Source organism: Methanobrevibacter sp. (genome assembly GCF_015062935.1).
Lineage (GTDB): Archaea > Methanobacteriota > Methanobacteria > Methanobacteriales > Methanobacteriaceae > Methanocatella.
Window position 1 is genome coordinate 1 of record NZ_SUTM01000030.1, and the last position, 23,435, is coordinate 23,435.

The following is a 23,435-nucleotide window of genomic DNA, read 5'->3' on the forward strand; positions in this document are numbered from 1 at the left end:
ATATATTAGCTTCACTTCATATATTAATTTTACTACTTCTAAATTAAAAATAAAGAAAAATTAGAAAAGAAAAAAATTTTGCTCCTCAAAAATTTTTTAATCCGAATCACTTAAGTTTTTGAAAGAGCCTTTTTAGAAAGTTAGTTTAATTTTAAAAACAGATTTGGACATAATTCCTATTCATGCAATATTTTCAAAATAATCATTAAATTGAAAAATAATCCAAATATAAAAATTATTCAAAAAAATATAATATTTTAACATCAAAAAAAGAAAGAGTAGAGGTGAATACCTCTATAATCCGAAGACCAGATACAATATGAATACAATGAACAGTACCCAAACGAGAGGGTTTAGTTCTTTTGCTTTTCCGGTTGCTGCTGCGACAATAGTGTATGTGATAAAACCAAATGCAATACCAAGGGAAATTGAATATGACAATACCATCATGATTATGGTCATGAATACAGAAGCAACAATAGCTAAATTATCCCATTCGATATCTCTGATTTGTACAAACATGAGGATACCTACGGTAACCAGTGCAGCTGTAGTAACTGAAGATGTAAACAGAGACAGGATTGTAGGTGCTATGAATACTGAAAGGAGGAATAAGATTCCAGTAATGATAGCGGTAAGACCGGTTCTTCCACCAAGACCTATACCTGTTGCACTTTCTACATAAGCTGTTACAGTACTTGAACCGAATATAGCTCCGACGATTCCGCCTATTGCGTCACTTATAAATGCTCTGTTGATTCCTTCGGTTGTTCCGTCTTCTTTTTCATATCCACATTCTTTTGCAAGAGGGATTAATGTTCCTGTAGTATCGAAGAAGGTAACAAACAGTAATGAGAAGATAATGATGATTAGTGTTGGAATGTTTTTGAATAATTCTGTAAATCCTTGTGCAAATCCGCCGAAAACACTGAAATCAAGGTTGAATGATATCCATTCTGTTGGAATTGCTGGCATTACTGCTTCAGCTCCTGCACCGTAACCTAATGCAGTCATGATGATTCCTAAAATAGCAGTAATTACTAAACCTAAAAATACTGCTGCAGGTATTTTTCTCACATACAATACAAGTGTGATTGCAACACCGATTAAAGCCAATAGGACAGGTGCTGAAGAAACGCTTCCGAGTGCAACTATTGTAGCAGGATCAGATATGATGATTCCTGCATTTGCCAAACCTAAAAATGCAAGGAAAAAACCGATACCTGCACCGATTGCAAGTTTCAAGTCTTTAGGAATTGCGTTTAGGATTGCTTCCCTTAAACCGATGATTGTGATTATTAAAAATATTATACTTGACAAGAGAACCGCAGCAAGTGCAGCCTGCCATGAAAGACCCATACCCAAAACAATAGTATAGGTGAACAATGCATTTAATCCCATTCCAGGAGCAAGACCAACAGGATAGTTGGCGATTAACCCCATTAATATACAGGCGATACCGGATGCAAGAGCGGTTGCAATGAATACGCCTGAAAGTGACATTCCTGTTGCAGATAACATTCCAGGGTTTACTCCTAAAATATAGGACATTGCAAGGAATGTTGTGATACCTGCAAGAAGTTCTGTTTTAAAGTCAGTTTTATTTTCATCTAACTTAAATAATTTATTAAACATATAACACCTCGCTGTGTAATATTATTTATATATAAAGACAGTAATAAATTAATCGATGAAAATTCAGTATTTGTCTTAATAGCTAAACAGTTAGCAACTATTCTTACTAAAAGTTAATAAAATACATTCTTTTAAAATTATAACTTGAATATTATTAAAATATTTAAAAATAACCATCAATTTTAAATAAATTGTTTAATAAAATTGAAAATAATGAGTTTTAATTTAATATCAACATCACTTATAGCAATTGCACTTGCAATGGATGCATTCAGCGTGTCGATGACCAAAGGGTTTACGCAAAAGCATCTGACAAAATCCCAGATATTATATTACGGACTGTTTTTCGGCGGATTTCAGTTCATGATGCCGATTTTAGGATATGTCTGCGGAAATGCAATTGCATCAATCATTGAATCACTTGCATCAATCGTAGGATTCATACTTCTTCTGGCAATCGGTTTGAACATGATACGAGAAAGTCTCACAGGAGATGATGATGAGATTACCGATAACTTTTCATTCAGGGAAGTTACACTGCTTGCAATTGCAACAAGCATAGATGCATTTGCAGTCGGAATAACAATTGCACTTTTAAAGGATCCGCTCCTTATATCTTCTGCAATAATCGGTATTGTAGCCTTTGGATTCAGCATCCTGGGAATATTCATAGGCAAAAAGATAGGCAACTATGTAGGTGATAAGTTCCAGATTCTCGGTGGTGTGATTCTTGTTTTAATCGGTGTTAAGATTTTGCTTGGTTTTTAAAAAAAAATAGTTTTATCACCAGCGTTTAAGCCAGTGAAATTTAAATTTAACGTCTGTATCTCTGTCTGTACCTGCTGACTCTTACTATATGGTATGAAACAAATGCAATTATAGCCAGAAGTATCACTATAAATTTGGTTACAAACATGGATGTTATATAATCGAAAGTACCTCCAACACTTACTGTGGCATTGGCATTGCTTGTCTGATTTTCGCCGGAAAATGTAACATTACCCAAATGTGAATATTTAGGAGCTATAGGAATGTCTTCAGCCTTGACGTATTTGCCTGTGAAATTGACATTATCACAGAGTCCTCCTGTACTCATGCCCCACATGGATCCATCGTCGTTGGACAGGTAAACATCAGTTACATTACTTTCATTACCACATACGAAGTTGAATGTGGTTACATCCCTTCTGGTAAGACCGAAACCGTCGGAAATTGCCAGATTTACCATTGCGTCTACCTTATCAGAAGTATTTAAATCAACGTTTCCTGATCTAAAGAAACTGTATTTGTTTGGAATAGAAACATATTCTCCAGGATTTAGTTTTCCTGTGAAATGGGTATCAGCTGTTGCAATACCGTAATTTCCATTAGGCGCTTTGATAAGTAAATGACCTAATCCATATGCAGCTTTAATCGCTTGGACCTGTTCCAAACCGCTTTCAGATATTGTATTGTTGTCATTTACCATGGAGCCGGTGATATTTTCAATTTTCTTGTTGTCATCACCGTCATCTATTCCTCCATAACCAATAACCCAACCGTCATTTGTTATGATTACCTGACAGAAATAACCAGCAGATGTTTTATATTGTTTTATAGCTTCCTTGCCGTGCCAGTTTATCTTTTCAATGTAAATGTCAGCAGCGTTTCCTGCATCTCTTCTGAATGAAAACATACTGTTGTTCCCATCCATTTGCAATACAACAGAACAGCACCCAGTCATGTCAGATTCGTTATAGTTCTCTAAAATGCTCTGGATGTCATGGGTATTTTCAACAGAAGAAGCGCTTGCAGCTATAATTGAAACAAACAATATAACTAAACTGAATATAAATACACTCTTTTTAAAGTCCATGTAATCCTCGTTAAAAATTTGTTTAAAATAACTTATAAGTTATCATAATAATATTGTACTTCCTTAGTATTTATAGTATTCTAATATCACAATTAATGTAAAATAAATGTTTAAATTTTTTAGATATTTTCATAGTTTTATTTATTTTCAAAATTCCTTATTTACAATCAATAATTATGCCAATATGTAAAATTGCTTTGAGTTATAAAAATTGTTACTGTTTAAAACTTGTTATTTTAAATAAAAAGAAAATCTAATAGGTTATTTGTGAAATGAAGTATTTTAATTTCATATGTAAACATCGGTGAAATCTTCATAATCAAATTTAAAAACAGACTGCCGGCGGGCATTGGTATTTGCTTGTTATTACAGCCTCCCCAAACTAAATGTAAAGGGAGGTGGTAATATGTTATTAATATACGTTAACATCAGTGTTGATATAACATTTATATTAATACTAATAATTTTAACAAAAAAACAGCATATTGCCGTCGAATAACGAGTAAACGAGATGAATCAATTATAGATGGGTTTTTTAGAGATTTATTCTCCCATCTGTTTTTCCCTATCTTAGATTCATCTCAACCATTTTATTAAACCTAGAAGGATTAATAAAATTAATTATAATTATATTTTAATCATTTATAAAGTTTTTGATTAATATAAGTTATTTTCGTTGGTTAAATCCCAATGAATCTATCAATATCGAAACAATATACCATTTTAGGTGAATTAAATGAAAACAACCATCCTCAAAATATTAAAACAGATTGAAGTTAATGAAAATATTGAAATATTATATGCATGTGAAGCGGGAAGTCGTGTATGGGGATTTTCAGGCGAAGATTCAGATTATGATGTGAGATTCATATACAAAAAGGCAAGTGTCAGTGATTATTTATCCCTTAAAAGTGAAAGTGACGTTATTGAATATGAAGGCGATAATTTTGACATTATAGGATGGGACTTGAACTTCCACCAACTTTTAAGAAGTTGGGGATTCTCGATTTTTTAACATGCTCTTTGTTGAGTGGAATGTTAATACTTTCGAGCCGATACCCGCGCACCGCAGGCCATGACAATCCCAAATATGAAATTGTCTTTATTATTTTTTCTAGGATTAATCTTAATCCTTCATTTTTTATATTAATACTTGCATTTAAGTCCCTATCATGATGTTTTCCACATACCGGACAGATCCAATCTTCTTCACCCAATTCCAAATCATAGTATTGGTATCCGCAGTTGCTGCATTTTTGGCTTGAAGGGAAAAATCTTCCCACTTGAATTATTTTACGATTGTTTCGCTCTGATTTGTATTTTAGTTGTCTTATTATCTCGTATAATGATATGCGTTGTAATTTTGGAGCCCAATGCTTATTTTTAAACCATCCTTTTATGTTTAGTGTTTCTAGTACTATTACCTGATTGTTTTTTACTATATGGTGTGTGATTTTGTGATATTGGTCGTTTTTCTTGTTGATTTTCTTGTTCAATGCTTTCCAGTATCTTTTTTGAGCTATACAATAATTTTTGCTTCCCGGTTGTTTTTTGCTCATTTCACGCTGATAATATTTAACGTTTTTCTCTTCTCGTGTTAAATCAAATTCTTCGATTTTTAAACCATTGCTGCAGGTTAATGGTCTTCTAATACCCATATCAATGCCAACGGCTTCAAAACAGTACTTCAAGGGAGTATTTATTGTGTTTATGTTTATTATTCCCATGTATATGCCATTTTCGTGTTTGATTGTTATGTTGTTGATTTTGGATTCCTGTATTTTTTGTTTATGTTCTTTACTGGTTTTGAATTTGATTTTACCGATTGTCGGTATTTGTATCCTGTTTTTTCGTTCATTTAAGTGGATGTTATTGTTGTTGGCTTGTATTCTAAATGAGGTATTGGGATTTTTTTCTGATTTGAACTTGGGAAATCCAGCACCTTCTTTCTTATGTTTATTATATGCTTTTATAAGATCCCGGTAAACCTGCTGTCGGCTGCTGGATTCACTTTTTTCAAGAAATGGATATTCATTTTTTAGTTCTTTGAGAATATTGTTTAAGTTTTTCTGTGTTGGTTTCACGTTTTCATATTTTATTTTTACAAGCAGTTTATTCCAAATAAAGCCCCTATTGCCAATATTTTGATTAATTATCTTTTTCTGCTCATCGGTAGGATATAATCTAATCTTGACTGCTTCAGTTACATCTTGTTTTCCCCCACAATAGTTATTTTCATCAATACAACTTGACATATTTACTATTATTAGCAAACAACATATATAAAGAAAGTGAGAGAGCATTTGAAAACTAATCATTTCAAATGAAAATTATTGATTAATTATATTATTTTTCTCGTTGCCGTTCAATATACTGACGGATTGTTTCAATATTCGCTCCACCAGTTGTTGTAATAAAATAACCTGTTTTCCAAAAAGCACTTTTCCATAAAACTCTTTTTTAAAACTGGATATTGTTTCTTTATTATTCTGCTACTTGCACTTTTATAAGAATTAATGAATTTAACCAAATTAGTACTTGGTTTAGCTTCAAATAAAATATGAATATAATCAACCTCCCAATTCACTTCTTTAACTACAATACCATATTTAAAACCAATATTATCAAAAATAACCATTAATGAATCGAATATATCTTCATTAATTACCTTTCTACGATATTTAATCACCAATACTAAATGATAAGTTAATATGTATACTGAATGCTGATTCCTATTCAAAATACTACCCATAATAATCATTATAAGAAAATAACAATTTAAAAGTTAATAAAAAAATAGTATACCCAACTTGCAATTCATCCACAACTTTACAGAAGTTGTGGTATTCTTGCATTATTAAGATAAAAACATTGATCTTTCTGATGAAAGCAAAGCAGATATTCTGAATTTGGTTGACTGTTATTCAGAAAATTGTAATGAAATCACCGAAGATGAGATTTTCAGGATAAATAATTTCATCTTGAAATCATTGAATATGATGAAAAGAGTTAAAGTGAACCCTCATAAAGAAATAGAAGACTATGATGAAAGATTCAGGGAAATTCTAATGATTATGGGTGATGATGATGTTTGATTTTGAACAGCTGGCGGAGATGACATTCCTGATATTTGCACTTGATGAGGAAGTGGTCCTGAATAACGGAGTTGTAATCAACAGAGATAATTTTTCATCATATATTTCGCTGATATTTGATGCCTGAATTTACATTAACGATTGATTTTTTGAAAAAATGCTCTAAATATATTAACCCATATATATGTAATAGTTGAGATACAGTAATTTCGCAAAATGCAGATGTTAATGTAAATTATGAAATTTAATAAAAATTAACAGATTTTATAAATTTTAATAAATCTTATAAAATCCAGGGATTTTCCAGTGTTGTTATACTAACTAAAAAAACGTATAATATTAATATATTATTATTGTACCCTATATTCAGTATAGGAATTAAATAAGATATATACAACTTTATTTAATAAATTGAAGCTCAAATATGGATTATTTTTAGTTAAAATTCCGTTAGTGTAATATTACAATAGTCGGAAAAGTATTTCCGTATAATTTACTACAATATGTATTAATAGATATTATATAAAAAATAGATATTATGGGTAAATATATATTGTAACTATTATATCTATTATAACTATTAATGTATATTTACAGATAATAGATATTATACTATTAATAGTATTATATGTAAATCTGTATTTAAAGAAATACAGAAAGTATATATTTACTGTATTTTTGTATATACAGAAACTACTGTTAATACATATTTTACCATTTATGCTCAAGTAATATTAAGAAAATGCAATAAATCAATAGCTACATATATATCAAGCTAATGATATAGACTATTTTCTTCAAATTTGCTGTTTTTTATTAAAATTTATGAAATTTAATAAAATTTAGCGCCTGTATCTTATGAATTTTACAAAACGTGAAACAATGAAATACAATAACACAACAAAAATTACCAAAAGCACATAAAACATCAATACTGTAAGCCTATCGGCAGATGTGTTTTCACTTTCAAAGCTGAATGAGCCTATTTGCATATAATCAGGACCGATAGGAATGTCAGATGCCTTAATGAGAGTATCATTGACATAAATATCGTCAATATAAACAGTATTGTTGACTCCCAGATAAGATCCGTTCTCATTTGCAGCATAAACAGTAACGTTATTGTGATTATCAGACATGTTGATGTCATAGGTTATTATTTCACGTCTGTCAAGACCATATAAGTCCTGCTGAGACAAATCAGTCATTTCTCTAATTTTATCAGGGCTTGCAAGTGATATTTCACCTGCTCTTGAATATGAATAATCATTTGGAATAGAAATATAGTGTCCAGGTTCCAGTTTGCCTGTTTTGAGCTTGTCAACATTGGCAAAACCGTAATTACCGTTAGGTGCCTTAATTACAACATGTCCTCTACCGTAAGGCTGTTTCAACTTCTGAATTTTTTCCAGACTTTCAGTTGAGATAGTATTGTCTTTTGTAATCATATCTGCGGTTATATTTTCAGCTATTTGATTGTCTATGCCGTCATCTGTTCCGCCTAATCCTATAATCCATCCGTTTTCAGTAATGATTACATGGCAAAAATAGTTGTTGTCTGTCTTATATTGCTTTATTGCAGGCATTCCATGCCAATTAATCTTTTCAATATGAATATCAGCATCCAAATCGGAATCACGCCTGTAGGACATCAGTGTGTTGTTTCCATCTTCCTGCAGAATAATGGAACAGCACCCAATCATGTCAGTTTCATTGTTATTTTGTAAAACAATAGGCAAATCATCATTATTTTGATAATCTGAGACAGAAAAAGCACCGATTGTTGAAATAAAAATAATAAAAATACTTAATATAAAAATTTTCTTAGCCAAATTCATAAAAACCCATAATAAAATTGTTACAATTATATATTAGGCCAATATACTATTTAAATTCATTTAATTTTTATATTAAGTTTCTAAACGTTAATTAAATCTGAAACTGTTGGCTTTCAATTTCTGTTTCATTTGCTCACGGTCAATGTGAATATACTTGTCTGTTGTTTGAGAGTTGGAATGGCCTGCAATGGACTGTACCTCGGCTACTGTTAATATTTCAGCATAATGGGACAGTGCAGTGTGTCTTAGAATGTGGACACTGACATTTTTGGAGTAATTTACAGGACAGTCAATTCCCTCACTTTTTATTCTCTCATCACATTCACGTGCATGTTTTTTAATGATATCCTGAACACCACGCTTTCCTATACGGTTTCCTTTAATGTTGGTAAAGAGCTCTTCACGTGTTACCTCTTCAGCTGCCTTTTTTCTCTGAATGACCGGCCTGTAGACATCGTGAGTGTTTTTTCTAAGCTTTGTGATCCTGTCCATCATCATATCATTCAGGCTTACCAATGTATCGAAGGTTATGAATGTTGTACGGTCTTTAAGCTCACCTTTTGTGGTTTCTGCACGCAGATAAACATCAATGAACTCATTTGAATCTGATGGAAGTTCATAAAAACCGTTTTCATCAATTGGAACCTGAATATCAGACTTGTTTAGAAGCACAAGTTCCTTAAGCCTCATCCCGGAATCAATGAAAGTTCTGCAAATCGCGTAATCTCTTTTGTTTCCGCTCTGTTCGATTGTATCTAAAAAGAAATTGGATTGTGGCCATGTCAGGGATATTTTTTCTATTCTTTTTTTGGCAGTTTCTGGATCTTCTGCTTTTACTTCAATAATATCCTTCATTTTGATGGTTTCATGGTTGATTTCTTCCTGAACATCTTCTGAGTTTATGAATTCCAAAATGTTCATCATATATGTCTTGACAGTAGTCCTTTTATTCCCACGTTTTTTTAGACAGTACCTACGATAATGTCTTAATTGCTTTTTCACATTGCTACTGTTAAGCTCGTCTATTCCTTCGTTTTCAAGATATTCAATGAATTTGGATATATTAAATGTCTGTTTTTTGATTGTTTCTTCAGTTAAGTTTTTTACCTCTTGCTTTTCTTCCAAGTATTCATCTAGGTAGTCTGTTAGCTCATCAACTTCTATCATAAGCTTTCTCTCCCCTAAATTTCTATACCTAACCCTTGTATATACTATTGTTTTTTTGAGTATATAAATACTTCGTATCTTTTCTTTTTTACTGTATATTATTACATAAAATATACGTTCTCTTTATATATAAAATTTGGTCAATTTGGAGTTTCATTTGGAAATGTCAGAAGTGAAGTAATACATATACATCAAGCGGTTTCGAAATGGTGATTTCTTCAAGTTTTGGATTTGTAATATAAAAAAAGAAAAAAGTAATAATTAATTTTTGGATATTAAAATAAAAATATAATGAATATGAACTTCATGTTATTTTGATTATCTATGTGGATATACTCCATTTTTTTCATATTCATTTTTTAACCAAGTTCGTAAAATTGAATCAACAATTTGATATTTTCGTTTTGAATAATTACCTCCAAAAGATACGTTTCAAACAGTAATGGTATAATATTATATTGTAGAGTGAATCATTAATACTACTATGAGGGAGGACATCCTATATGGAGGTTCTCCCTCTTTTTTTATTTAAGTGTTTTCGTGTTTTTCATTTAAGTAATTTCTTATTATATTAATTTCTTCTTAGCCTCAGTAAACTCCTCATCAGATAACAAACCCCGTTCATGTAATTCTCCTAAACGAATTAACCTATCCATATCTGATTCAGCTTTATCTTTCTCTTCTTGTTTTTCAGCTGCGGCTTCATCTTCAGCCATACGCTGTTCACATAACGCAACAAACCTACCAAACAATTCACGGATAGCCATATAATTAGGATTAGTAGCCCTCAATGATATCTCACCACTAGTAGTAACTAATTTAAACTCCGCATTAATCATACCCACATTATATGGTGCGTCTAAACTATAAATATCAGTATACCTAAAGATTTCCCCTGTTAACTGAAATCTCATACCTTCTTCAGTCATAAATAATATGGTTGGTTTATAAATTAGTTTACCATAATTACCCATAGCTATTAGTTTCCCTGTGGTTCCCATCATAGAACCTGCTACGATTTCATCAGCTCCATGAGTACCTATGGCTACTTCAACTGGTACACCATTTTCTAGTATGTTTTGTATTCTTTCTTCCGGTACTTTATACTCTTCAGGTTCTTTCTTTTTACGTCTAAATAAACCCATGATTATAACACCTCTCTATTACTGATTTATGCTTATCCGGTTTATATAAAATTAACTAGAAAAACAAGGGGTGACAAGAAATCTTTTTTATTCATTTAACACTATTTGAATATCAGTATCACTTAAGCCGTATAATTTAAAAATGAGATCATTAATTTCATTTTCTAGAGAGGATATTCTGTTATTCAATAAAATACAATCTTTTAAACTATTATTAAATTCATTTTCTAATATGTCATGATATTTGCGATTATCTAATTTATTATTTTGGGTGATGATGATGTTTAAAAAATCTTCAAAATCATATTTAGTGAAATCAACATCATCTAGTACAATATCAAATTTTCTTTTTAACCATTTGGCAAATGAGTTTAATTCATTTGCATACTCTTTATTATATTCTATTATTTCATCGACAAGAATTATAATTTCATTTTGTGTTTCTTTATCAACTGAAGGTATTGGTATTAATCTTAAGGAATCAGGATTAATGTCTTTATTTTTAACTCCACGTATTTGATTCAATAAGTATAATCCCATCTTTGAATTAATTATAGCTAACAAATATTTTAATGAAACCTCCTCTGAATTAGCTTCCAACTCCTCACGAGTACCCATTTCATATTTAGTAATTGTTGATGAAATGCTTCTATTTTTGACGCCGTTTAAATCTTTCCAGAGGGTGCAAATTCTTAAGGTTTGGTCACAATATAAATCAGGTTCCCCATAGATAGCTTTAATCTTTCCTAATTTGTTAATTAATATTTTTTCATTAGTATATAACTCATTGAATGTTGGTCGTCTTATTTTATCAGGTACTCTTTCAGTATCCCATTCAAGATATTTGATTGTGTTAATACGATATTTATCAATATATTTTCCTTCAGTGTAATCTTTAACATGTATCTCCGAGAATGTATCTGATATTAAATCTTCTTTAACAAATTCTCCTTTAGCTTTTTTCTCATGAGCATTTAAAACCATACCTACACTTATATAACAGTATTCTCCTAATGTTTTTAGATTTGATAAATCAGCGTCAATTTTAACTTTATCTTCCAAATCATAAATGTAAGATTGCTTGTTTAATAATAAATCTTTATGTCGCTTATTATGGGAGTAGTATATCTTTGAATTTTTTATTTTAAAAATTGGAATATTTTCGTTTATAGACGATTTTGATATTACAGGTATTAGGTTTTTAACTGCTGCATCTTTAAATATTTTTTCATCTGTTAGATCCACTAATTGTTCTATGGAATAATTATTGTAAATTTTTTCTCTTAATTTTTTTCCATATTCTTGGTCTACAAATGGATATGGTATTATCATACTAAAGTAACCATTTTCTTTAAGAAGATTTAGGCTATGTTCTATGAATGGTATGTATAAATCCCATTTTTTATATAAGCATTCGTATAATCCACAATTGTTAATATATTCTCTTTCTAATGGTTTGGTTTCGCTATGTAATTTGGCATTTACATATGGTGGATTTCCTATAATAATATCGAATCCACCTTCTGCGAATACTTCTGGAAATTCTGTTTCCCAATTAAAAGCAGTGCCTGGAGCGACAGTTTCATCACTGACTAAACTGTTACCACATTTAATATTCTTATCTAAATCAGGTAACTTAACATTTCTTTTAGCTACATTTAGGAACATTGCTAGTTTAGATATTTCAACACTTTCCTCGTTAACATCTACCCCGTAAATATTATCTATTAAAATTCTTCTACGGACTTCTTCATCAGACCATTTATCCAGGTTAGTTTCACTTTCTAAAAATTTAATATCATTAATATCCCTGTGTATCTTTAGAAGTATTTCGGTGGCTTTATTTAAGAATGCTCCGCTGCCACATGAAATGTCTAATATTCTAATATTTCTAATTTTTTCATCCAATACATCAATGTCATCCATATATTCATTTATTAGTTGATATATATTTGTTGAATGTCCTGTTTTACTTAGATAGGGGAGGATGGTGTTTCGGCATATGTAATCTGTTATGAATTCAGGAGTATAAAAAACACCATCCCTTTTTCTTAGTTCAGAGTTATCATTTTTTAATTCTTCAATATCACCAATACTATTTTCAAATATATGTCCTAATATATTAACGTTTAATTCTGAAGTGAAATCAAAGGAGGATATGATTAGTAAGTTTTTAAATATGGGATTAATATTTTCTTCTAGTTTAAATAATTCCTCTACATCTGTGAATTCTTCTTTAAATTTCCAGTTGGTTAAACAGGATTGGAAAAAGGTTTCATGGTCCGGAACATAATCTCGGATTTTAAGGAATCTTAAACTTTCTTTAAATAATCCTCCATTAAATTCAGGAATCTTTTTATTTGGATTGCCTCCATCAACAAATCTGAATAATTTAGTTAATTCATTCCATAATTCATAATCGTATAAATCATGATTTTCAATTAGTAAAGCTATTGTATTGAATGATATTGCAGATGGGAGCAAGTATTCATCTTCAGCAAAACAGATAAAGATGTATCGGTTTAATATTAATTGGGCGTAATGTATTGCGTCATTGTGGGATATGTCATTACTGTATTCTAATTCTTTTATGAGCATTGCCCTTGTTTCACTAAATAGCTTATAAAAACTATCTTCAAATTTCCGTTCTATTATCTGAGTATTTTCTAGAAGTTGTGTGGGGAGATTTAGTTCTATTAATGATGGTTTACTGAATACTAATAAGAATTTTTTTAGTATTTCTTCGTCGAGGTTATCTCTAAATTTAAATGAAATATATTTGTTTGTTGAACTGGGATTGAATAATCTAAATTCATCGTAGTTACTTACTATTGCCCATTTGGTTTCTTCTTTTGCACTTGCATATACTGTTGCTTGGTCTATTGGACTTTCTTGCCGATTATATCTTTTGTTTAAGTCTTTCGTATCAGTTCCTTTCAATTCCATTACAGCATAATCTTTTTTGTTTTGTTGTAATGTGAATTCTACTGGACGAGAGTTATCTGTTGGAGATTGTTCAAATTTTATATCTTCTTTTAAGTCATATCCTAGTAAATCTTTTAGGATTACTTCGGCGAATATGAAATAGTTTTCTCGTTCTTTTGTTAATTCTTCTTTGTCCAGTTTGTCCGACCAAACGATTATGGGTTCCGTTTCGGGATTGTTTATCTTTAACGTTTTTTGGTATTTTTCGATGAAAGTTTTCATTAGTTTTTCATCGAAGATATTATTTTCCAGTTGATGCTTAGTTTCAGCCATTATGATAACCTAACATACAATAATTAATCACTTAATTTATTGTATATATTATTTGGTTAAAAAATATATCGAAAAAAAGAGACCCTGACAAAAAAATAAAAAAAATAAAAAAAAGTTTTAATGGAGTTTTGAATAATTACCTCCAAAAGATACGTTTCAAACAAAAGAAAGCAAAGAAACTAGGAAACAATAAGCTAGTGGCAATGTATACAATGGCGGTGATTAAAGACAATAAGTCTTTGGATTTCCTTCCAAACTATGTAACATTAAAAAACGGCCTTCAGATAGATAAGGCTGAATACATTGACATGACCATAAGAACAGAAGCATACATTACTGCTAACAAAAGACTTCCAGCTATTGTATATAGGATGTCCAAACTTCCTGACTACAAAGACACCACAATGAATTTCTTTATCAAAACCTTCAATTATAAAGGCAATACCATTGATGAGGCTTTAGCTATTATAGCAAAGAAGAAATTATATAGCAAGTACTTTGATTCACAAAAAACAGACAAACAAACCATTAATGATGCAAGTAAAGGTAAAGGCTCCAACTGTGTGGACTGGGGACAAGTATATTACCGTATCGCCAAATCATTGGGCTATGACGTGCAGTTTGTCCATGTTAAATGCCGTGTAAGCGGTACCGGCCATATCAGGTTAAGGCTAAGACATAAGAAACATACTGAAGGTAACTGGATTAACAGAGACCCTGCAGCAGTGGCCGACAGTACTGATGGTAATGTCAGATCCATCTGGTGCAGTGACGGAAACCTAATAGCATATGATCCAAGTTGGATATTCACAGATTTATACTCAAGTTAGGTGATAAAATGAATTGCGGAGAAATGATTGAAGAATTAAAGAAATTCCCAAAAGATAAACCGATAAAGATTATGGGATGGTACAGTATTGCAGAAACAGATGACCCTGAAGACATTAACAGTATATGTTATCTCCAAGAAGTTGACATTGACACATTAGAAGTCACAGGCAAAATAACCGACTTTGTAGCTATTGTCAGCGATAAGTATCATGAAATAGCAAGTGAATTTCCATAAATAACATTAACACCACCATCACCAATGAATAAATTCTTTTGTATATAAAAAATATGGAACATTTTATATAATAATATATATAATATATAGACTCATGAATATCAAAGAGCTGGTTGTCGAAACCTTAAAAGAAAACAAAAAATTGATAATAGGATTATATGCTTTATTTATTATAGTATTCATTGCCACATGGATTATGATGGCGCCTAAAGTGGCAAATATGCCCACTAATGCAACTGCAGTAAGTACACTTGGTCCAGATAGCAGTGCTTTGGAGCTATTTATCCACAATGAATCTTCAGGGCTTATGACATACATAGGATCAATATTCTTTGGAATTTTAGCAATTGTAATGATTATATACAATGGTTATAGCATAGGAATGATGGGACCACTCTTCGCTAAGATACTACCTCATGGAGGCATCATGTATATACTTTACCTGATTCCACATGGAATATTTGAAATAACAGGAACGGTTCTTGACTCTACAGCAGGTTTATTACTTTTCCTATTCATCTGGAGATTTATCAAGGCATTAAGAAGCAGTGACACCAACGGTGCTTCCGATGCATTTGAAAAGACAAAAAAGACATTAATCCAAAGTATAGTAATATTGGTTCTTGCATTTTGCCTGACACTTATTGCAGCACCAATCGAAGCACATCTTTCAACCAATATTGCACAATTTTTCATGCATCTTTTAGGATTATGGTAATATTAAAAAGATTATTGAATTTTATTTAAATTAGAGGGAGTTCAGCTCTCCCCATTTCATTATTTTAAAATTTATAAAAAAATATCAGGAAATTGGGTATCTTTTTTATGTGCTGATTTTGAAATGGATATTGAATTCAAACAATGGAGAATAAAAAAAAATGAGTTCAGAATTTTTCAGATTTGAGGACACCGAATATGATATTCCATTTTATAAGGAAAATCCTTCGCTTACAACTTCAAAAATTTCGGTGTTGATTTTAGGAATCATAATAGTATTTATTTCGCCTTTTGTTATACCTATTGAAGGATATGATATACCTAAGGCATTGATAATCTGTCTTGCAACATTGATTCCAGTTACATATGCCTTAAACGGCAAACTCTCAATGATTTTTAGAATTCCTAAAGCAAGAGACATCATACCAATCATTTTAGGCATTATTGGAGTATTTGCTTTAAATATCTTAATGGGCATTATTTTAAACAGCATGGGCATAGTCAGTACAAATGATTCTGCAATTAATAATAATGCAACACTAATGTTCATTACACTGATTATACAATTGATGGGTGAGGAACTGTTTAAATTCATACTGCTGGTACTGGTCTTATATGCCACATACAAATCATTGGGCCGTAAAGTTGCAATTCTGCTTGGAATAGTAGTTTCACAGTTATTATTTTCATTGCTGCATATTCCAGCATACGGTTTTAATCTGCCCCAATTGCTTCTGTCATTAGGTGTGGCATGGTCTGTCCTTCCAGTAATCTATGTAAAAACAAAAAATATTGTTGTAGTATACATTATCCATTTGCTTCTTGATTTAATGGGATTTGTGAGTATGTTTGGGTAAATTATTAAATTTTAATTGAAAAAACATTAACACCCACCATCACCTATTCAAAACTCACTTTCCGAAACCCCTTCATATATATTCCAGTTCAAAAATCAAATTCAAATCCAAAAGGGCGACCGTTAATGTCAAAGTCATCCAATTATATAAAAAGAAAAAACTTAGCTATTAATTATATGAGTATTGCCATTGATTATTCTGCAACCTGCACCACTTGTGAAAATTAGTTTTTGTTATTAGATAGTTTATACATTATCCGTTTTATTAAGTTTGAAACGTATCTTTTGGAGTGAAATATTTAAAACAAAAGAATTTTATAATTTAGACTCATCAATAGCAATAGGATTATCACGAGTACCAAAGAGATTAGGTAATCTATTACAATCAACACACCAATTTTTCCATTCGAGATATGTTTTAGAATCAGATTTCCATAACTCTTTAATCTTTGCTTTTTGATTTGTAGGACTTAATTTTTTTATCTGCATAACTAAAATTAAATTAGCAAAAGTACCATAAGCTTCTTCCCCATCCAAATCTGCAATATTCCTATTACTCATATTATCAATTCTAGTTTTTATGATTTATAAATATTACTTCAATCCCATACTTCTTTAATCTTTCTTGATAAATTGGAACATACTTATCAGTATGACCTACTACATAATTATTTAAATCTATTTTATCTTTTACTGATAATTCATTAATATCTTTAAAAGTTATGTCACGGACATCTTCACTAAAATCATTTATCATATCCGTTTGAAACGTATCTTTTGGAGTGAAATATTTAAAACAAAATAATACAAAAAAAGATTTTATAATTTAGATTCATCAATAGGAATAGGATTATCATCAGTACCAAAGAAATCAGGTAATTGATCTAACTCAATACACCATTGTTTCCATTGAGAATATACCTTAGGGTTTTCCACCCATAATTTTTTAACATATGCTTTTTGACTATTATTATCTAATTTTCGCATATGTTTGACATGAAGAATATTTTCTAAACTCCCATATCCTTCTTCGCCATCTAAATCACTATTTCTCATAATATCTAATTTGAAATTTTTACTAAATAAATATTGCTGTAAATCCATTGTCTCTTAAAACATTTTGGTAAATTTCAGTATATTTATCATGATGTTCAATAACATAATTTTCCAAATCTATTTTAGTTTGAAACGTATCTTTTGGAGTGAAATATTTAAAACTTATTTTAGAGACGGACACTCCAAATATGAATATGACATAACCTTTGATTTCATAAATCCACTGCTTGAAAAGGAAAAAATAGAATTTGAAGACATTCTCGAAGGCACTGAAATTCTTGAAGAACTCATTGAAAAGGGCGAGATAAACTTCATTCCACAGGGATTGGCGATTCAGGAACATCTCAACGGAAATTTCAAGATAACCTATCAGGATTTGGAGTTTAAAAACGTGAAGGTGGGCGAGGCCATACCGCTTATGATAGCTTTAAATTCACTTTTAACCTATAAGCCGATTATTACCATAACCCAAATTGAAGACGAGCTTGAACATTTTTTAGAAAGATTTAGAAGCTATTCCAATGAATGATGTAATAAATGCAAATTTGGCATATAACAACACTTAATGCATTAGTTGATATATATCAATTATATATAATATTAATCATAAAATAATACATATTAGAATTTTTAAATTGGAGATATTATGATAAAGGACAAGATATTATCTAAAAGTAATCAATTCAATTATTATAAGGACAATTATTTTCGATTATTGGAAGAAAATAAAAAAATAAAGGAAGATTTGAAAAAAACAAAAAAGAATCATAATAAACTTAAGAAAAATAATGCAAGGTTAAAAAAACAAAACGATATACTGGAAAAGGACAATATCGTAAAAAATAATGATTTTGATTTGTTAAAACCATATGTACTGGAAAGTTCAATTGAAAATTCTGATTTAAAATTCTGTCCTGTGTGCGGCAGACCTACCGAGTTTGTTCCGGCAGGAATTACTAAAAGAAAAAATGCATTATGTAACAAATGCAAAGCCTTCGAAAGGCACAGACTCTTTTTCCTGGTTTTATTGAAAAAATATAATCACATATTTAATAAAAATATTAAATTGCTGCACTTTGCACCTGAAAAAGTACTGTACAACAAGTTCATCAACAATGAGTCAGTCGACTATTATCCTGTAGACATTGATCCTGAAAACTTTGCTAAAAAGAACATGACAATCAGGGACAAAGTCAATATGGAAGAAATCCCATATGAAGACAACAAATTTGATTTGATAATAAACGTTCATGTTTTAGAACATGTGCACGATGATATGAAAGCAATGCATGAAATATATAGAGTGCTTAAAAAAGGAGGAATATGCTTTGTTTCAGTTCCTTTATCCGGAAACTATGAAACACTGCAAAAACCGGAATACAATACACCCGAATTGAGACTTAAACATTATCTCCAGGAAGACCATGTAAGGCTATACGGATATGACATCAAGGACAAATTAGAATCCGTAGGCTTTGAAGTGAAACAATATAACATAGACAGTTTAACTTCCGAAGAAAAAGTTTGGGAATTATACGGACTCCACAATGGCTTCGTATTGTTTGTCTGTGAAAAATAATACTTCACTTAAATATTCAATGTAGGCGTCCCGTGAATGTGGCATGTCGCTGTCTTTTTCCAGTAGCAGTTGTTGCATGTCTTGCAGGTTGTAACGCCGTTTCCCATCACCTTCCAATCGACTAGAAAGCTAGGGTCAGCCACAAACGGCCTCTGCATTGAAATGAAATCAATATCTGTATTGTTGAGTATTCCATTAATCTGGTCCTGACCAGTTGCGCCACCACCTAAAATGACCGGAATGCCAACATTAGAGATTATTTTATCAGTAGCTTTAATCAAAGGATTTTCCTCTGTGTTTTCACGTGTGAAAAACTGTGGTGAGCGCGGACGTGTAATCTGGAGAGAATCCGCACCGTATTTTTCAAGAATCTTTGAAACTTCAATAGTTTAATCAAGTGTCATTCCTATATGTGTGCCGTCAAATGCATTCAGTCTGCAGTTAATATGAAGATCTGTAGTTTCCTTTATTACGTTGATTATTTCCAGAACTAATTTTGTTTGAAACGTATCTTTTGGAGTGAAATATTTAAAACGGTTGATACAAAGGGTTTTCTTCAATAACTTCACTAATTAAAGTATTCTTTGCATCAAATAATTGGATTCGTCTGTATCTTCCAGTAATCCTACCCCTCCAGCCCCAAGGGCCAGTTTCATCAATACCAAATGCCATATTAATCTTCATATTATTAGGTAGTTCTATAATATCACATTCGTCATCACCAACGATTGTTAACATGTTTAATCCTCACTTATCATATATTATTATTCTTCAATGAGAAAATCTTTAAACTCCGGATGTTCCTTAATCCATTTAATAAACTCCCCGTCCCTTTCTTCCCAATGAAGTTTTCTTGATTTAGATAATTTCCAAGCTAATTCAGAAGCCATTCCATTATCATCATCGAGTAAACCTTGTTGATCAAGAAACTCCATATACTCTCCTTCATCTATTTCCTCAAGAATCCGTACTGGAAGAAAACTAGGATATTTCTCTAATTCTTTACTTTTAGCTTTAATTGCATCATAATTAATTTCCAATCAAATCTCTCCTTATATCAATAAAATTGTTGCTTCATGCTTATGATGGTCTACTTCTAAAACTTGGAATTTTTGATTTTTAGGAAGTAAAAATTCATGTTCATGAGTATGACGTGTAATTCTCACACCATCATTTCGAGCATTCATAGCAGTTTGAAACGTATCTTTTGGAGTGAAATATTTAAAACAAAGGTGTAGACAAAATATTAAAAAAAGATGCAACTATCGTTTCACTTAAATAGTTGCGGATTCTAAACGAATAGTTACATTAAATAAAATTAATTATCACTAACATTTAACTTTCTTAAAGCGTTATCAGTCATATAATATGTCTTTTGCGATTTTTGCTGCAGATTCGACCATTTTAGGACAAAATTCCTTAAAAAGGTTATTTTCAATTGCCTGTTCAACCCCTTCTTTTGTACTAATGTCACACTCAAGAAGGTCACGGCATATTATGGATCCGTTTTCCTTTTTAAATTCATCCAGAAATTTTTCACAGGCTTCATTGCTTTGAGATTTATCCTCTCCAAATTTCAAGCCCAGTGCCATTAGTGCACCTGTACAGGCACCGCAAACCTCTGCCTTTCTCATGCCGCTTCCAAAACATGCTCCTATTTTTAGAGCTTGCTCTTTAGGTAAGTTAAAGTCTTCACTGAATGCTGCGAATACCGCCTGTGAACACATGTAACCGTTTTCAAATAATTTTACTGCTTCCTCAATTGAATTCATAATTATATATTTATTTCATTTCTTAATAAATATAATCAAAAAATTCTAATTTTCAAGTTAAAATATTAAATATCATTTGTTTGAAACGTATCTTTTGGAGTGAAATATTTAAAACCTATTAAAAAAGGCCACAACCTTCACTCAAAAAGCCATGACCTAATATATACTAATGCAATATTAAAAAAATAATTAAGTTATTTTATATAATATTCCTTCATTATTATAAAACATCTTTAAAGGAGATGATCTATAACTCTGCTCTTCAGAAATAACTACCTTTTGTTTAGATTCAAAAGGAGTAATAGTTAAACAATAATCTTTTAATCGGAAACTATATTTATCATCATCTTTTAATAATCTTGCAGACTTAAAACAATCATCCACTCTAATATTTAATACTTCTTCAGATAATTCCAAATCTAAATCAAATATCTCTAATAAATTAGAAATATTAATAACATCAACATTGGAATTTTCACTTCGTATCATAATTATACCTTAAGTTTTTATGATTATAAATTTAACTCCTTTTCTAACCACATAGCCAAATCATTAAATCGTTCATGCCATTCATCATAACCTAAAACCTCATATCCGACATGTTTTCCATTTTCATTAAATCTAGGAACTTTAATAGTTGCAGTGGATTTATCAGGGATATTTTTATAAACCACCATACTTACTGCATCAGCAATAACCTCTTCATATTTTTGGTCCTCTTTTGCTTCAAAAGCATTTTCAGAACTATTAATTCCAAAATTCTCAAATTGACTTAAATTTTCTTTAGTAGATAATTTTAATCCATGAATTGGATTTAAGTCTTGGGCATGACTCAATTCATGAAGTAACTGTCGTTGGAAATCAAGACCTACTCTCTAGGGTACCATAAAGATGATTTTGAAAAAATATAAATATTTGAGTTATCACCATCTAAACTATGATATGCCAAAGCGTTTTTTAATGGTCCACTTGTAGGACTTGATTGATTTAGAAATACAATGTTTTTAGTAGCTATTTTCATTGAATCTAAAGATTGTGAATAAGTTTTGAATAATTACCTCCAAAAGATACGTTTCAAACGTATCAACAAGAGTTAGACAAGTGGTTCTTGGTAAAGCTTATTAATAATAATTTTAATAAATGATAATATGAGAACTGTGGGTTATGGTAGGAGAAATACTACTGAAGTTATTCATATGGAAAAATTAGATGATGCTGGTAAAAAAGCCCATGTGAAGAAATTATGGATGGATGATCCCGAAAAATATTATGAGTGGAAAAATAGATGTATTGAATTAGAATCATTACCTGATTTTTTTGGTACTCGTGATAATCCTATTCCTATTGATGAGTCTAAGTTATAATATTCTTTTTTTTATTTTCATGTTTGCATTAGTATATATTAGGTCATGACTTTTTTGAGTGAAGGTTGTGGCCTTTTTTAATAGACCTAATATAATGGTTTTGAATAATTACCTCCAAAAGATACGTTTCAAACACTATGGGGACTATTTGGAAAATCTCGGCCCCGTCAAAAGAAAGTTTTTACTGGACATTCTAAAAGCAAAAAATTATGAGGATTTCAAAACATTAAACCAGACAAACTCATCACCGGCCCAATAGCTGATGAGTACTGATGTCAGACATATTACTGCAAATATTGCAAAGACATTAAACGGCACCAGAATATAGAACAGTATCAGTAATACAGCCTGGGATATGTAGAATATGATTTTTTTATTGGACAAATCAACATAGCTCAATATTCCAAGAGCGATAGGAGTTGCAATTATTGCCAGAATATATAATATTGACTCCTCAAGTGAAACCAAACCATATAATGGCATGTTCAACAGGTGGCTAAAAAGATACATCTCCAGTACTGTGAGGAAAAATCCCTGAACGCCGCCGGTAATGGCCTGAGCCAATGTGTGTTTTTTTAAAAGGACCCTTGACCATATAACGATCGGATATAAAACGGCAAAAATAGCTCCAAAAGGTCCCAAAAGCAATATCAGTGCTGCAACAGGACCGCTTAAACCTGTTGTGTGGACGCTGATTTTCCATTTGATGGTGAATAGCAAAACCACGCCTGTATTTACAGAATAACTTGAACAACCTCGCCTTGAAGAAGGCGATGATTCCTAGAGTTTTGTTTTTATTACTCAATCGTTTATTGAGTGCTTTCTAGGCAATCCCCTGGGGTTCCACCGGTTAAGTATGTTAATAGCAGCATTGACATCCCTATCTAATTTTTCACCGCATTTCGGGCAAATCCAATCTCGTGTTTTCACATCTAAATTTTCATTTATATGGCCACATTTGTGGCATGTTTTACTGGTATTTTTGGCATCAACAAACACTACTCCTTCAGCTTCTGGCTTGTACCATTCAAA

General features: G+C 31.1%; 31 protein-coding genes and 1 pseudogene. 11 read left to right on the forward strand and 21 right to left on the reverse strand.

The annotated features are described in order from the left end of the window. Window positions 1-294: 294 nt before the first annotated feature. The gene (locus tag E7Z81_RS11085) at window positions 295-1,635 is read right to left on the reverse strand and encodes an NCS2 family permease (RefSeq protein WP_292747805.1); all 1,341 of its coding nucleotides are present in this window, start codon (window positions 1,633-1,635) and stop codon (window positions 295-297) included. A 213-nt stretch (window positions 1,636-1,848) separates the two neighbouring features. Here E7Z81_RS11085 and E7Z81_RS11090 point away from each other — a divergent pair, with 213 nt between their 5' ends. Then, a complete protein-coding gene (locus E7Z81_RS11090; RefSeq protein ID WP_292747807.1) occupies window positions 1,849-2,403 on the forward strand; it encodes a manganese efflux pump MntP family protein in 555 nt (184 codons plus the stop codon). 46 nt (window positions 2,404-2,449) lie between these two features. On the opposite strand, the gene E7Z81_RS11095 is transcribed toward E7Z81_RS11090, so the two are convergent. Continuing rightward, window positions 2,450-3,490: a hypothetical protein gene (locus E7Z81_RS11095; RefSeq protein ID WP_292747809.1), complete on the reverse strand. Its 1,041-nt coding sequence runs from the start codon at window positions 3,488-3,490 to the stop codon at window positions 2,450-2,452. Window positions 3,491-4,226: 736 nt separating this feature from the next. Here E7Z81_RS11095 and E7Z81_RS11100 point away from each other — a divergent pair. Continuing rightward, entirely contained in the window at window positions 4,227-4,505 is a 279-nt protein-coding gene (locus E7Z81_RS11100) for a nucleotidyltransferase domain-containing protein (protein ID WP_292747811.1), read from the forward strand. Here E7Z81_RS11100 and E7Z81_RS11105 read toward each other — a convergent pair. Both E7Z81_RS11105 and tnpA read right to left on the reverse strand, forming a co-directional pair. Next, window positions 4,444-5,745, reverse strand: coding sequence for an RNA-guided endonuclease TnpB family protein (locus E7Z81_RS11105; protein ID WP_292747813.1), 1,302 nt, complete (start codon window positions 5,743-5,745; stop codon window positions 4,444-4,446). The genes E7Z81_RS11100 and E7Z81_RS11105 overlap by 62 nt on opposite strands. Before the next feature lie 91 nt (window positions 5,746-5,836). Beyond that, a pseudogene (gene tnpA / locus E7Z81_RS11110) lies at window positions 5,837-6,251 on the reverse strand (IS200/IS605 family transposase). Window positions 6,252-6,399: 148 nt separating this feature from the next. Here tnpA and E7Z81_RS11115 point away from each other — a divergent pair. Together E7Z81_RS11115 and E7Z81_RS11120 are read left to right on the forward strand one after the other, a co-directional pair. After that, window positions 6,400-6,585, forward strand: coding sequence for a hypothetical protein (locus E7Z81_RS11115; protein WP_292747817.1), 186 nt, complete (start codon window positions 6,400-6,402; stop codon window positions 6,583-6,585). Then, entirely contained in the window at window positions 6,578-6,712 is a 135-nt protein-coding gene (locus E7Z81_RS11120; protein WP_292747819.1) for a hypothetical protein, read from the forward strand. Before E7Z81_RS11115 ends, E7Z81_RS11120 begins: the two co-directional genes overlap by 8 nt. 715 nt (window positions 6,713-7,427) lie before the next feature. Here the strand turns inward: E7Z81_RS11120 and E7Z81_RS11125 are convergent. From E7Z81_RS11125 to E7Z81_RS11140, 4 genes are all read right to left on the reverse strand, one after another. Continuing rightward, a complete protein-coding gene (locus E7Z81_RS11125) occupies window positions 7,428-8,423 on the reverse strand; it encodes a hypothetical protein (RefSeq protein ID WP_292747821.1) in 996 nt (331 codons plus the stop codon). 87 nt (window positions 8,424-8,510) lie between these two features. Further along, on the reverse strand, window positions 8,511-9,590 hold the full coding sequence (locus tag E7Z81_RS11130; RefSeq protein WP_292747823.1) for a tyrosine-type recombinase/integrase: 1,080 nt from the start codon (window positions 9,588-9,590) through the stop codon (window positions 8,511-8,513). A gap of 566 nt (window positions 9,591-10,156) precedes the next feature. Further along, complete coding sequence (locus E7Z81_RS11135; RefSeq protein ID WP_292747825.1) at window positions 10,157-10,735, reverse strand: SHOCT domain-containing protein; 579 nt, start codon at window positions 10,733-10,735, stop codon at window positions 10,157-10,159. Window positions 10,736-10,822: 87 nt separating this feature from the next. Then, the gene (locus tag E7Z81_RS11140) at window positions 10,823-13,993 is read right to left on the reverse strand and encodes an N-6 DNA methylase (protein WP_292747827.1); all 3,171 of its coding nucleotides are present in this window, start codon (window positions 13,991-13,993) and stop codon (window positions 10,823-10,825) included. Window positions 13,994-14,205: 212 nt separating this feature from the next. On the opposite strand from E7Z81_RS11140, the gene E7Z81_RS11145 reads away from it, so the two are divergent. The 4 genes from E7Z81_RS11145 to E7Z81_RS11160 all read left to right on the forward strand — a co-directional run bounded on the left by E7Z81_RS11145 (window position 14,206) and on the right by E7Z81_RS11160 (window position 16,633). Further along, window positions 14,206-14,823, forward strand: coding sequence for a hypothetical protein (locus E7Z81_RS11145; RefSeq protein ID WP_292747829.1), 618 nt, complete (start codon window positions 14,206-14,208; stop codon window positions 14,821-14,823). 8 nt (window positions 14,824-14,831) lie between these two features. Next, window positions 14,832-15,059 (forward strand): hypothetical protein, encoded by a 228-nt coding sequence (locus E7Z81_RS11150; RefSeq protein ID WP_292747831.1) that lies wholly within the window; start codon window positions 14,832-14,834, stop codon window positions 15,057-15,059. A gap of 94 nt (window positions 15,060-15,153) precedes the next feature. Continuing rightward, window positions 15,154-15,777: a stage II sporulation protein M gene (locus tag E7Z81_RS11155; protein WP_292747833.1), complete on the forward strand. Its 624-nt coding sequence runs from the start codon at window positions 15,154-15,156 to the stop codon at window positions 15,775-15,777. A 160-nt stretch (window positions 15,778-15,937) separates the two neighbouring features. After that, window positions 15,938-16,633: a CPBP family intramembrane glutamic endopeptidase gene (locus tag E7Z81_RS11160; protein ID WP_292747835.1), complete on the forward strand. Its 696-nt coding sequence runs from the start codon at window positions 15,938-15,940 to the stop codon at window positions 16,631-16,633. 314 nt (window positions 16,634-16,947) lie between these two features. On the opposite strand, the gene E7Z81_RS11165 is transcribed toward E7Z81_RS11160, so the two are convergent. The 3 genes from E7Z81_RS11165 to E7Z81_RS11175 all read right to left on the reverse strand — a co-directional run bounded on the left by E7Z81_RS11165 (window position 16,948) and on the right by E7Z81_RS11175 (window position 17,688). Next, window positions 16,948-17,193 (reverse strand): hypothetical protein, encoded by a 246-nt coding sequence (locus E7Z81_RS11165; protein ID WP_292747836.1) that lies wholly within the window; start codon window positions 17,191-17,193, stop codon window positions 16,948-16,950. Window positions 17,194-17,203: 10 nt separating this feature from the next. Continuing rightward, window positions 17,204-17,389: a hypothetical protein gene (locus E7Z81_RS11170; RefSeq protein WP_292747838.1), complete on the reverse strand. Its 186-nt coding sequence runs from the start codon at window positions 17,387-17,389 to the stop codon at window positions 17,204-17,206. A gap of 62 nt (window positions 17,390-17,451) precedes the next feature. Continuing rightward, a complete protein-coding gene (locus E7Z81_RS11175) occupies window positions 17,452-17,688 on the reverse strand; it encodes a hypothetical protein (RefSeq protein WP_292747840.1) in 237 nt (78 codons plus the stop codon). Between the two features lie 88 nt (window positions 17,689-17,776). On the opposite strand from E7Z81_RS11175, the gene E7Z81_RS11180 reads away from it, so the two are divergent. Together E7Z81_RS11180 and E7Z81_RS11185 are read left to right on the forward strand one after the other, a co-directional pair. Further along, the gene (locus tag E7Z81_RS11180) at window positions 17,777-18,217 is read left to right on the forward strand and encodes a hypothetical protein (RefSeq protein ID WP_292747842.1); all 441 of its coding nucleotides are present in this window, start codon (window positions 17,777-17,779) and stop codon (window positions 18,215-18,217) included. A 117-nt stretch (window positions 18,218-18,334) separates the two neighbouring features. Continuing rightward, entirely contained in the window at window positions 18,335-19,267 is a 933-nt protein-coding gene (locus E7Z81_RS11185; protein ID WP_292747844.1) for a methyltransferase domain-containing protein, read from the forward strand. Between the two features lie 8 nt (window positions 19,268-19,275). Here the strand turns inward: E7Z81_RS11185 and E7Z81_RS11190 are convergent, their stop codons facing one another. From E7Z81_RS11190 to E7Z81_RS11225, 8 genes are all read right to left on the reverse strand, one after another. Beyond that, window positions 19,276-19,548 (reverse strand): hypothetical protein, encoded by a 273-nt coding sequence (locus E7Z81_RS11190; protein ID WP_292747846.1) that lies wholly within the window; start codon window positions 19,546-19,548, stop codon window positions 19,276-19,278. Window positions 19,549-19,656: 108 nt separating this feature from the next. Further along, window positions 19,657-19,827, reverse strand: coding sequence for a hypothetical protein (locus E7Z81_RS11195; RefSeq protein WP_292747848.1), 171 nt, complete (start codon window positions 19,825-19,827; stop codon window positions 19,657-19,659). Further along, complete coding sequence (locus E7Z81_RS11200; RefSeq protein ID WP_292747850.1) at window positions 19,796-20,005, reverse strand: hypothetical protein; 210 nt, start codon at window positions 20,003-20,005, stop codon at window positions 19,796-19,798. Before E7Z81_RS11200 ends, E7Z81_RS11195 begins: the two co-directional genes overlap by 32 nt. Window positions 20,006-20,031: 26 nt before the next feature. Then, window positions 20,032-20,307: a hypothetical protein gene (locus tag E7Z81_RS11205; protein ID WP_292747852.1), complete on the reverse strand. Its 276-nt coding sequence runs from the start codon at window positions 20,305-20,307 to the stop codon at window positions 20,032-20,034. 12 nt (window positions 20,308-20,319) lie between these two features. Beyond that, window positions 20,320-20,454: a hypothetical protein gene (locus E7Z81_RS11210; protein ID WP_292747854.1), complete on the reverse strand. Its 135-nt coding sequence runs from the start codon at window positions 20,452-20,454 to the stop codon at window positions 20,320-20,322. Between the two features lie 168 nt (window positions 20,455-20,622). Beyond that, window positions 20,623-21,039, reverse strand: coding sequence for a C-GCAxxG-C-C family protein (locus tag E7Z81_RS11215; protein WP_292747856.1), 417 nt, complete (start codon window positions 21,037-21,039; stop codon window positions 20,623-20,625). A 189-nt stretch (window positions 21,040-21,228) separates the two neighbouring features. Further along, complete coding sequence (locus E7Z81_RS11220) at window positions 21,229-21,528, reverse strand: hypothetical protein (RefSeq protein WP_292747858.1); 300 nt, start codon at window positions 21,526-21,528, stop codon at window positions 21,229-21,231. 23 nt (window positions 21,529-21,551) lie between these two features. Then, entirely contained in the window at window positions 21,552-21,875 is a 324-nt protein-coding gene (locus E7Z81_RS11225) for a hypothetical protein (protein WP_292747860.1), read from the reverse strand. Between the two features lie 312 nt (window positions 21,876-22,187). Here E7Z81_RS11225 and E7Z81_RS11230 point away from each other — a divergent pair, with 312 nt between their 5' ends. Continuing rightward, entirely contained in the window at window positions 22,188-22,403 is a 216-nt protein-coding gene (locus E7Z81_RS11230; RefSeq protein ID WP_292747861.1) for a hypothetical protein, read from the forward strand. A gap of 207 nt (window positions 22,404-22,610) precedes the next feature. On the opposite strand, the gene E7Z81_RS11235 is transcribed toward E7Z81_RS11230, so the two are convergent. Together E7Z81_RS11235 and E7Z81_RS11240 are read right to left on the reverse strand one after the other, a co-directional pair. Then, window positions 22,611-23,123 carry a hypothetical protein gene (locus E7Z81_RS11235; RefSeq protein WP_292747864.1) on the reverse strand — a complete coding sequence of 171 codons (513 nt, stop codon included), beginning with the start codon at window positions 23,121-23,123 and terminating at the stop codon, window positions 22,611-22,613. An 81-nt stretch (window positions 23,124-23,204) separates the two neighbouring features. Further along, the coding region (locus tag E7Z81_RS11240; protein WP_292747867.1) for a transposase at window positions 23,205-23,435 on the reverse strand (231 nt) is incomplete at its 5' end.

What these genes read in the sequence shown, in the direction of transcription:
- E7Z81_RS11085 (WP_292747805.1), bottom strand. Translation starts at nt 1,635, where the DNA reads ATGTTTAATAAATTATTTAAGTTAGATGAAAATAAAACTGACTTTAAA.
- E7Z81_RS11090 (WP_292747807.1), top strand. Translation starts at nt 1,849, where the DNA reads ATGAGTTTTAATTTAATATCAACATCACTTATAGCAATTGCACTTGCA.
- E7Z81_RS11095 (WP_292747809.1), bottom strand. Translation starts at nt 3,490, where the DNA reads ATGGACTTTAAAAAGAGTGTATTTATATTCAGTTTAGTTATATTGTTT.
- E7Z81_RS11100 (WP_292747811.1), top strand. Translation starts at nt 4,227, where the DNA reads ATGAAAACAACCATCCTCAAAATATTAAAACAGATTGAAGTTAATGAA.
- E7Z81_RS11105 (WP_292747813.1), bottom strand. Translation starts at nt 5,745, where the DNA reads ATGTCAAGTTGTATTGATGAAAATAACTATTGTGGGGGAAAACAAGAT.
- E7Z81_RS11120 (WP_292747819.1), top strand. Translation starts at nt 6,578, where the DNA reads ATGTTTGATTTTGAACAGCTGGCGGAGATGACATTCCTGATATTTGCA.
- E7Z81_RS11125 (WP_292747821.1), bottom strand. Translation starts at nt 8,423, where the DNA reads ATGAATTTGGCTAAGAAAATTTTTATATTAAGTATTTTTATTATTTTT.
- E7Z81_RS11130 (WP_292747823.1), bottom strand. Translation starts at nt 9,590, where the DNA reads ATGATAGAAGTTGATGAGCTAACAGACTACCTAGATGAATACTTGGAA.
- E7Z81_RS11135 (WP_292747825.1), bottom strand. Translation starts at nt 10,735, where the DNA reads ATGGGTTTATTTAGACGTAAAAAGAAAGAACCTGAAGAGTATAAAGTA.
- E7Z81_RS11140 (WP_292747827.1), bottom strand. Translation starts at nt 13,993, where the DNA reads ATGGCTGAAACTAAGCATCAACTGGAAAATAATATCTTCGATGAAAAA.
- E7Z81_RS11145 (WP_292747829.1), top strand. Translation starts at nt 14,206, where the DNA reads ATGGCGGTGATTAAAGACAATAAGTCTTTGGATTTCCTTCCAAACTAT.
- E7Z81_RS11150 (WP_292747831.1), top strand. Translation starts at nt 14,832, where the DNA reads ATGAATTGCGGAGAAATGATTGAAGAATTAAAGAAATTCCCAAAAGAT.
- E7Z81_RS11155 (WP_292747833.1), top strand. Translation starts at nt 15,154, where the DNA reads ATGAATATCAAAGAGCTGGTTGTCGAAACCTTAAAAGAAAACAAAAAA.
- E7Z81_RS11160 (WP_292747835.1), top strand. Translation starts at nt 15,938, where the DNA reads ATGAGTTCAGAATTTTTCAGATTTGAGGACACCGAATATGATATTCCA.
- E7Z81_RS11165 (WP_292747836.1), bottom strand. Translation starts at nt 17,193, where the DNA reads ATGAGTAATAGGAATATTGCAGATTTGGATGGGGAAGAAGCTTATGGT.
- E7Z81_RS11170 (WP_292747838.1), bottom strand. Translation starts at nt 17,389, where the DNA reads ATGATAAATGATTTTAGTGAAGATGTCCGTGACATAACTTTTAAAGAT.
- E7Z81_RS11175 (WP_292747840.1), bottom strand. Translation starts at nt 17,688, where the DNA reads ATGAGAAATAGTGATTTAGATGGCGAAGAAGGATATGGGAGTTTAGAA.
- E7Z81_RS11180 (WP_292747842.1), top strand. Translation starts at nt 17,777, where the DNA reads ATGATGTTCAATAACATAATTTTCCAAATCTATTTTAGTTTGAAACGT.
- E7Z81_RS11185 (WP_292747844.1), top strand. Translation starts at nt 18,335, where the DNA reads ATGATAAAGGACAAGATATTATCTAAAAGTAATCAATTCAATTATTAT.
- E7Z81_RS11200 (WP_292747850.1), bottom strand. Translation starts at nt 20,005, where the DNA reads ATGTTAACAATCGTTGGTGATGACGAATGTGATATTATAGAACTACCT.
- E7Z81_RS11210 (WP_292747854.1), bottom strand. Translation starts at nt 20,454, where the DNA reads ATGAATGCTCGAAATGATGGTGTGAGAATTACACGTCATACTCATGAA.
- E7Z81_RS11215 (WP_292747856.1), bottom strand. Translation starts at nt 21,039, where the DNA reads ATGAATTCAATTGAGGAAGCAGTAAAATTATTTGAAAACGGTTACATG.
- E7Z81_RS11220 (WP_292747858.1), bottom strand. Translation starts at nt 21,528, where the DNA reads ATGATACGAAGTGAAAATTCCAATGTTGATGTTATTAATATTTCTAAT.
- E7Z81_RS11230 (WP_292747861.1), top strand. Translation starts at nt 22,188, where the DNA reads ATGAGAACTGTGGGTTATGGTAGGAGAAATACTACTGAAGTTATTCAT.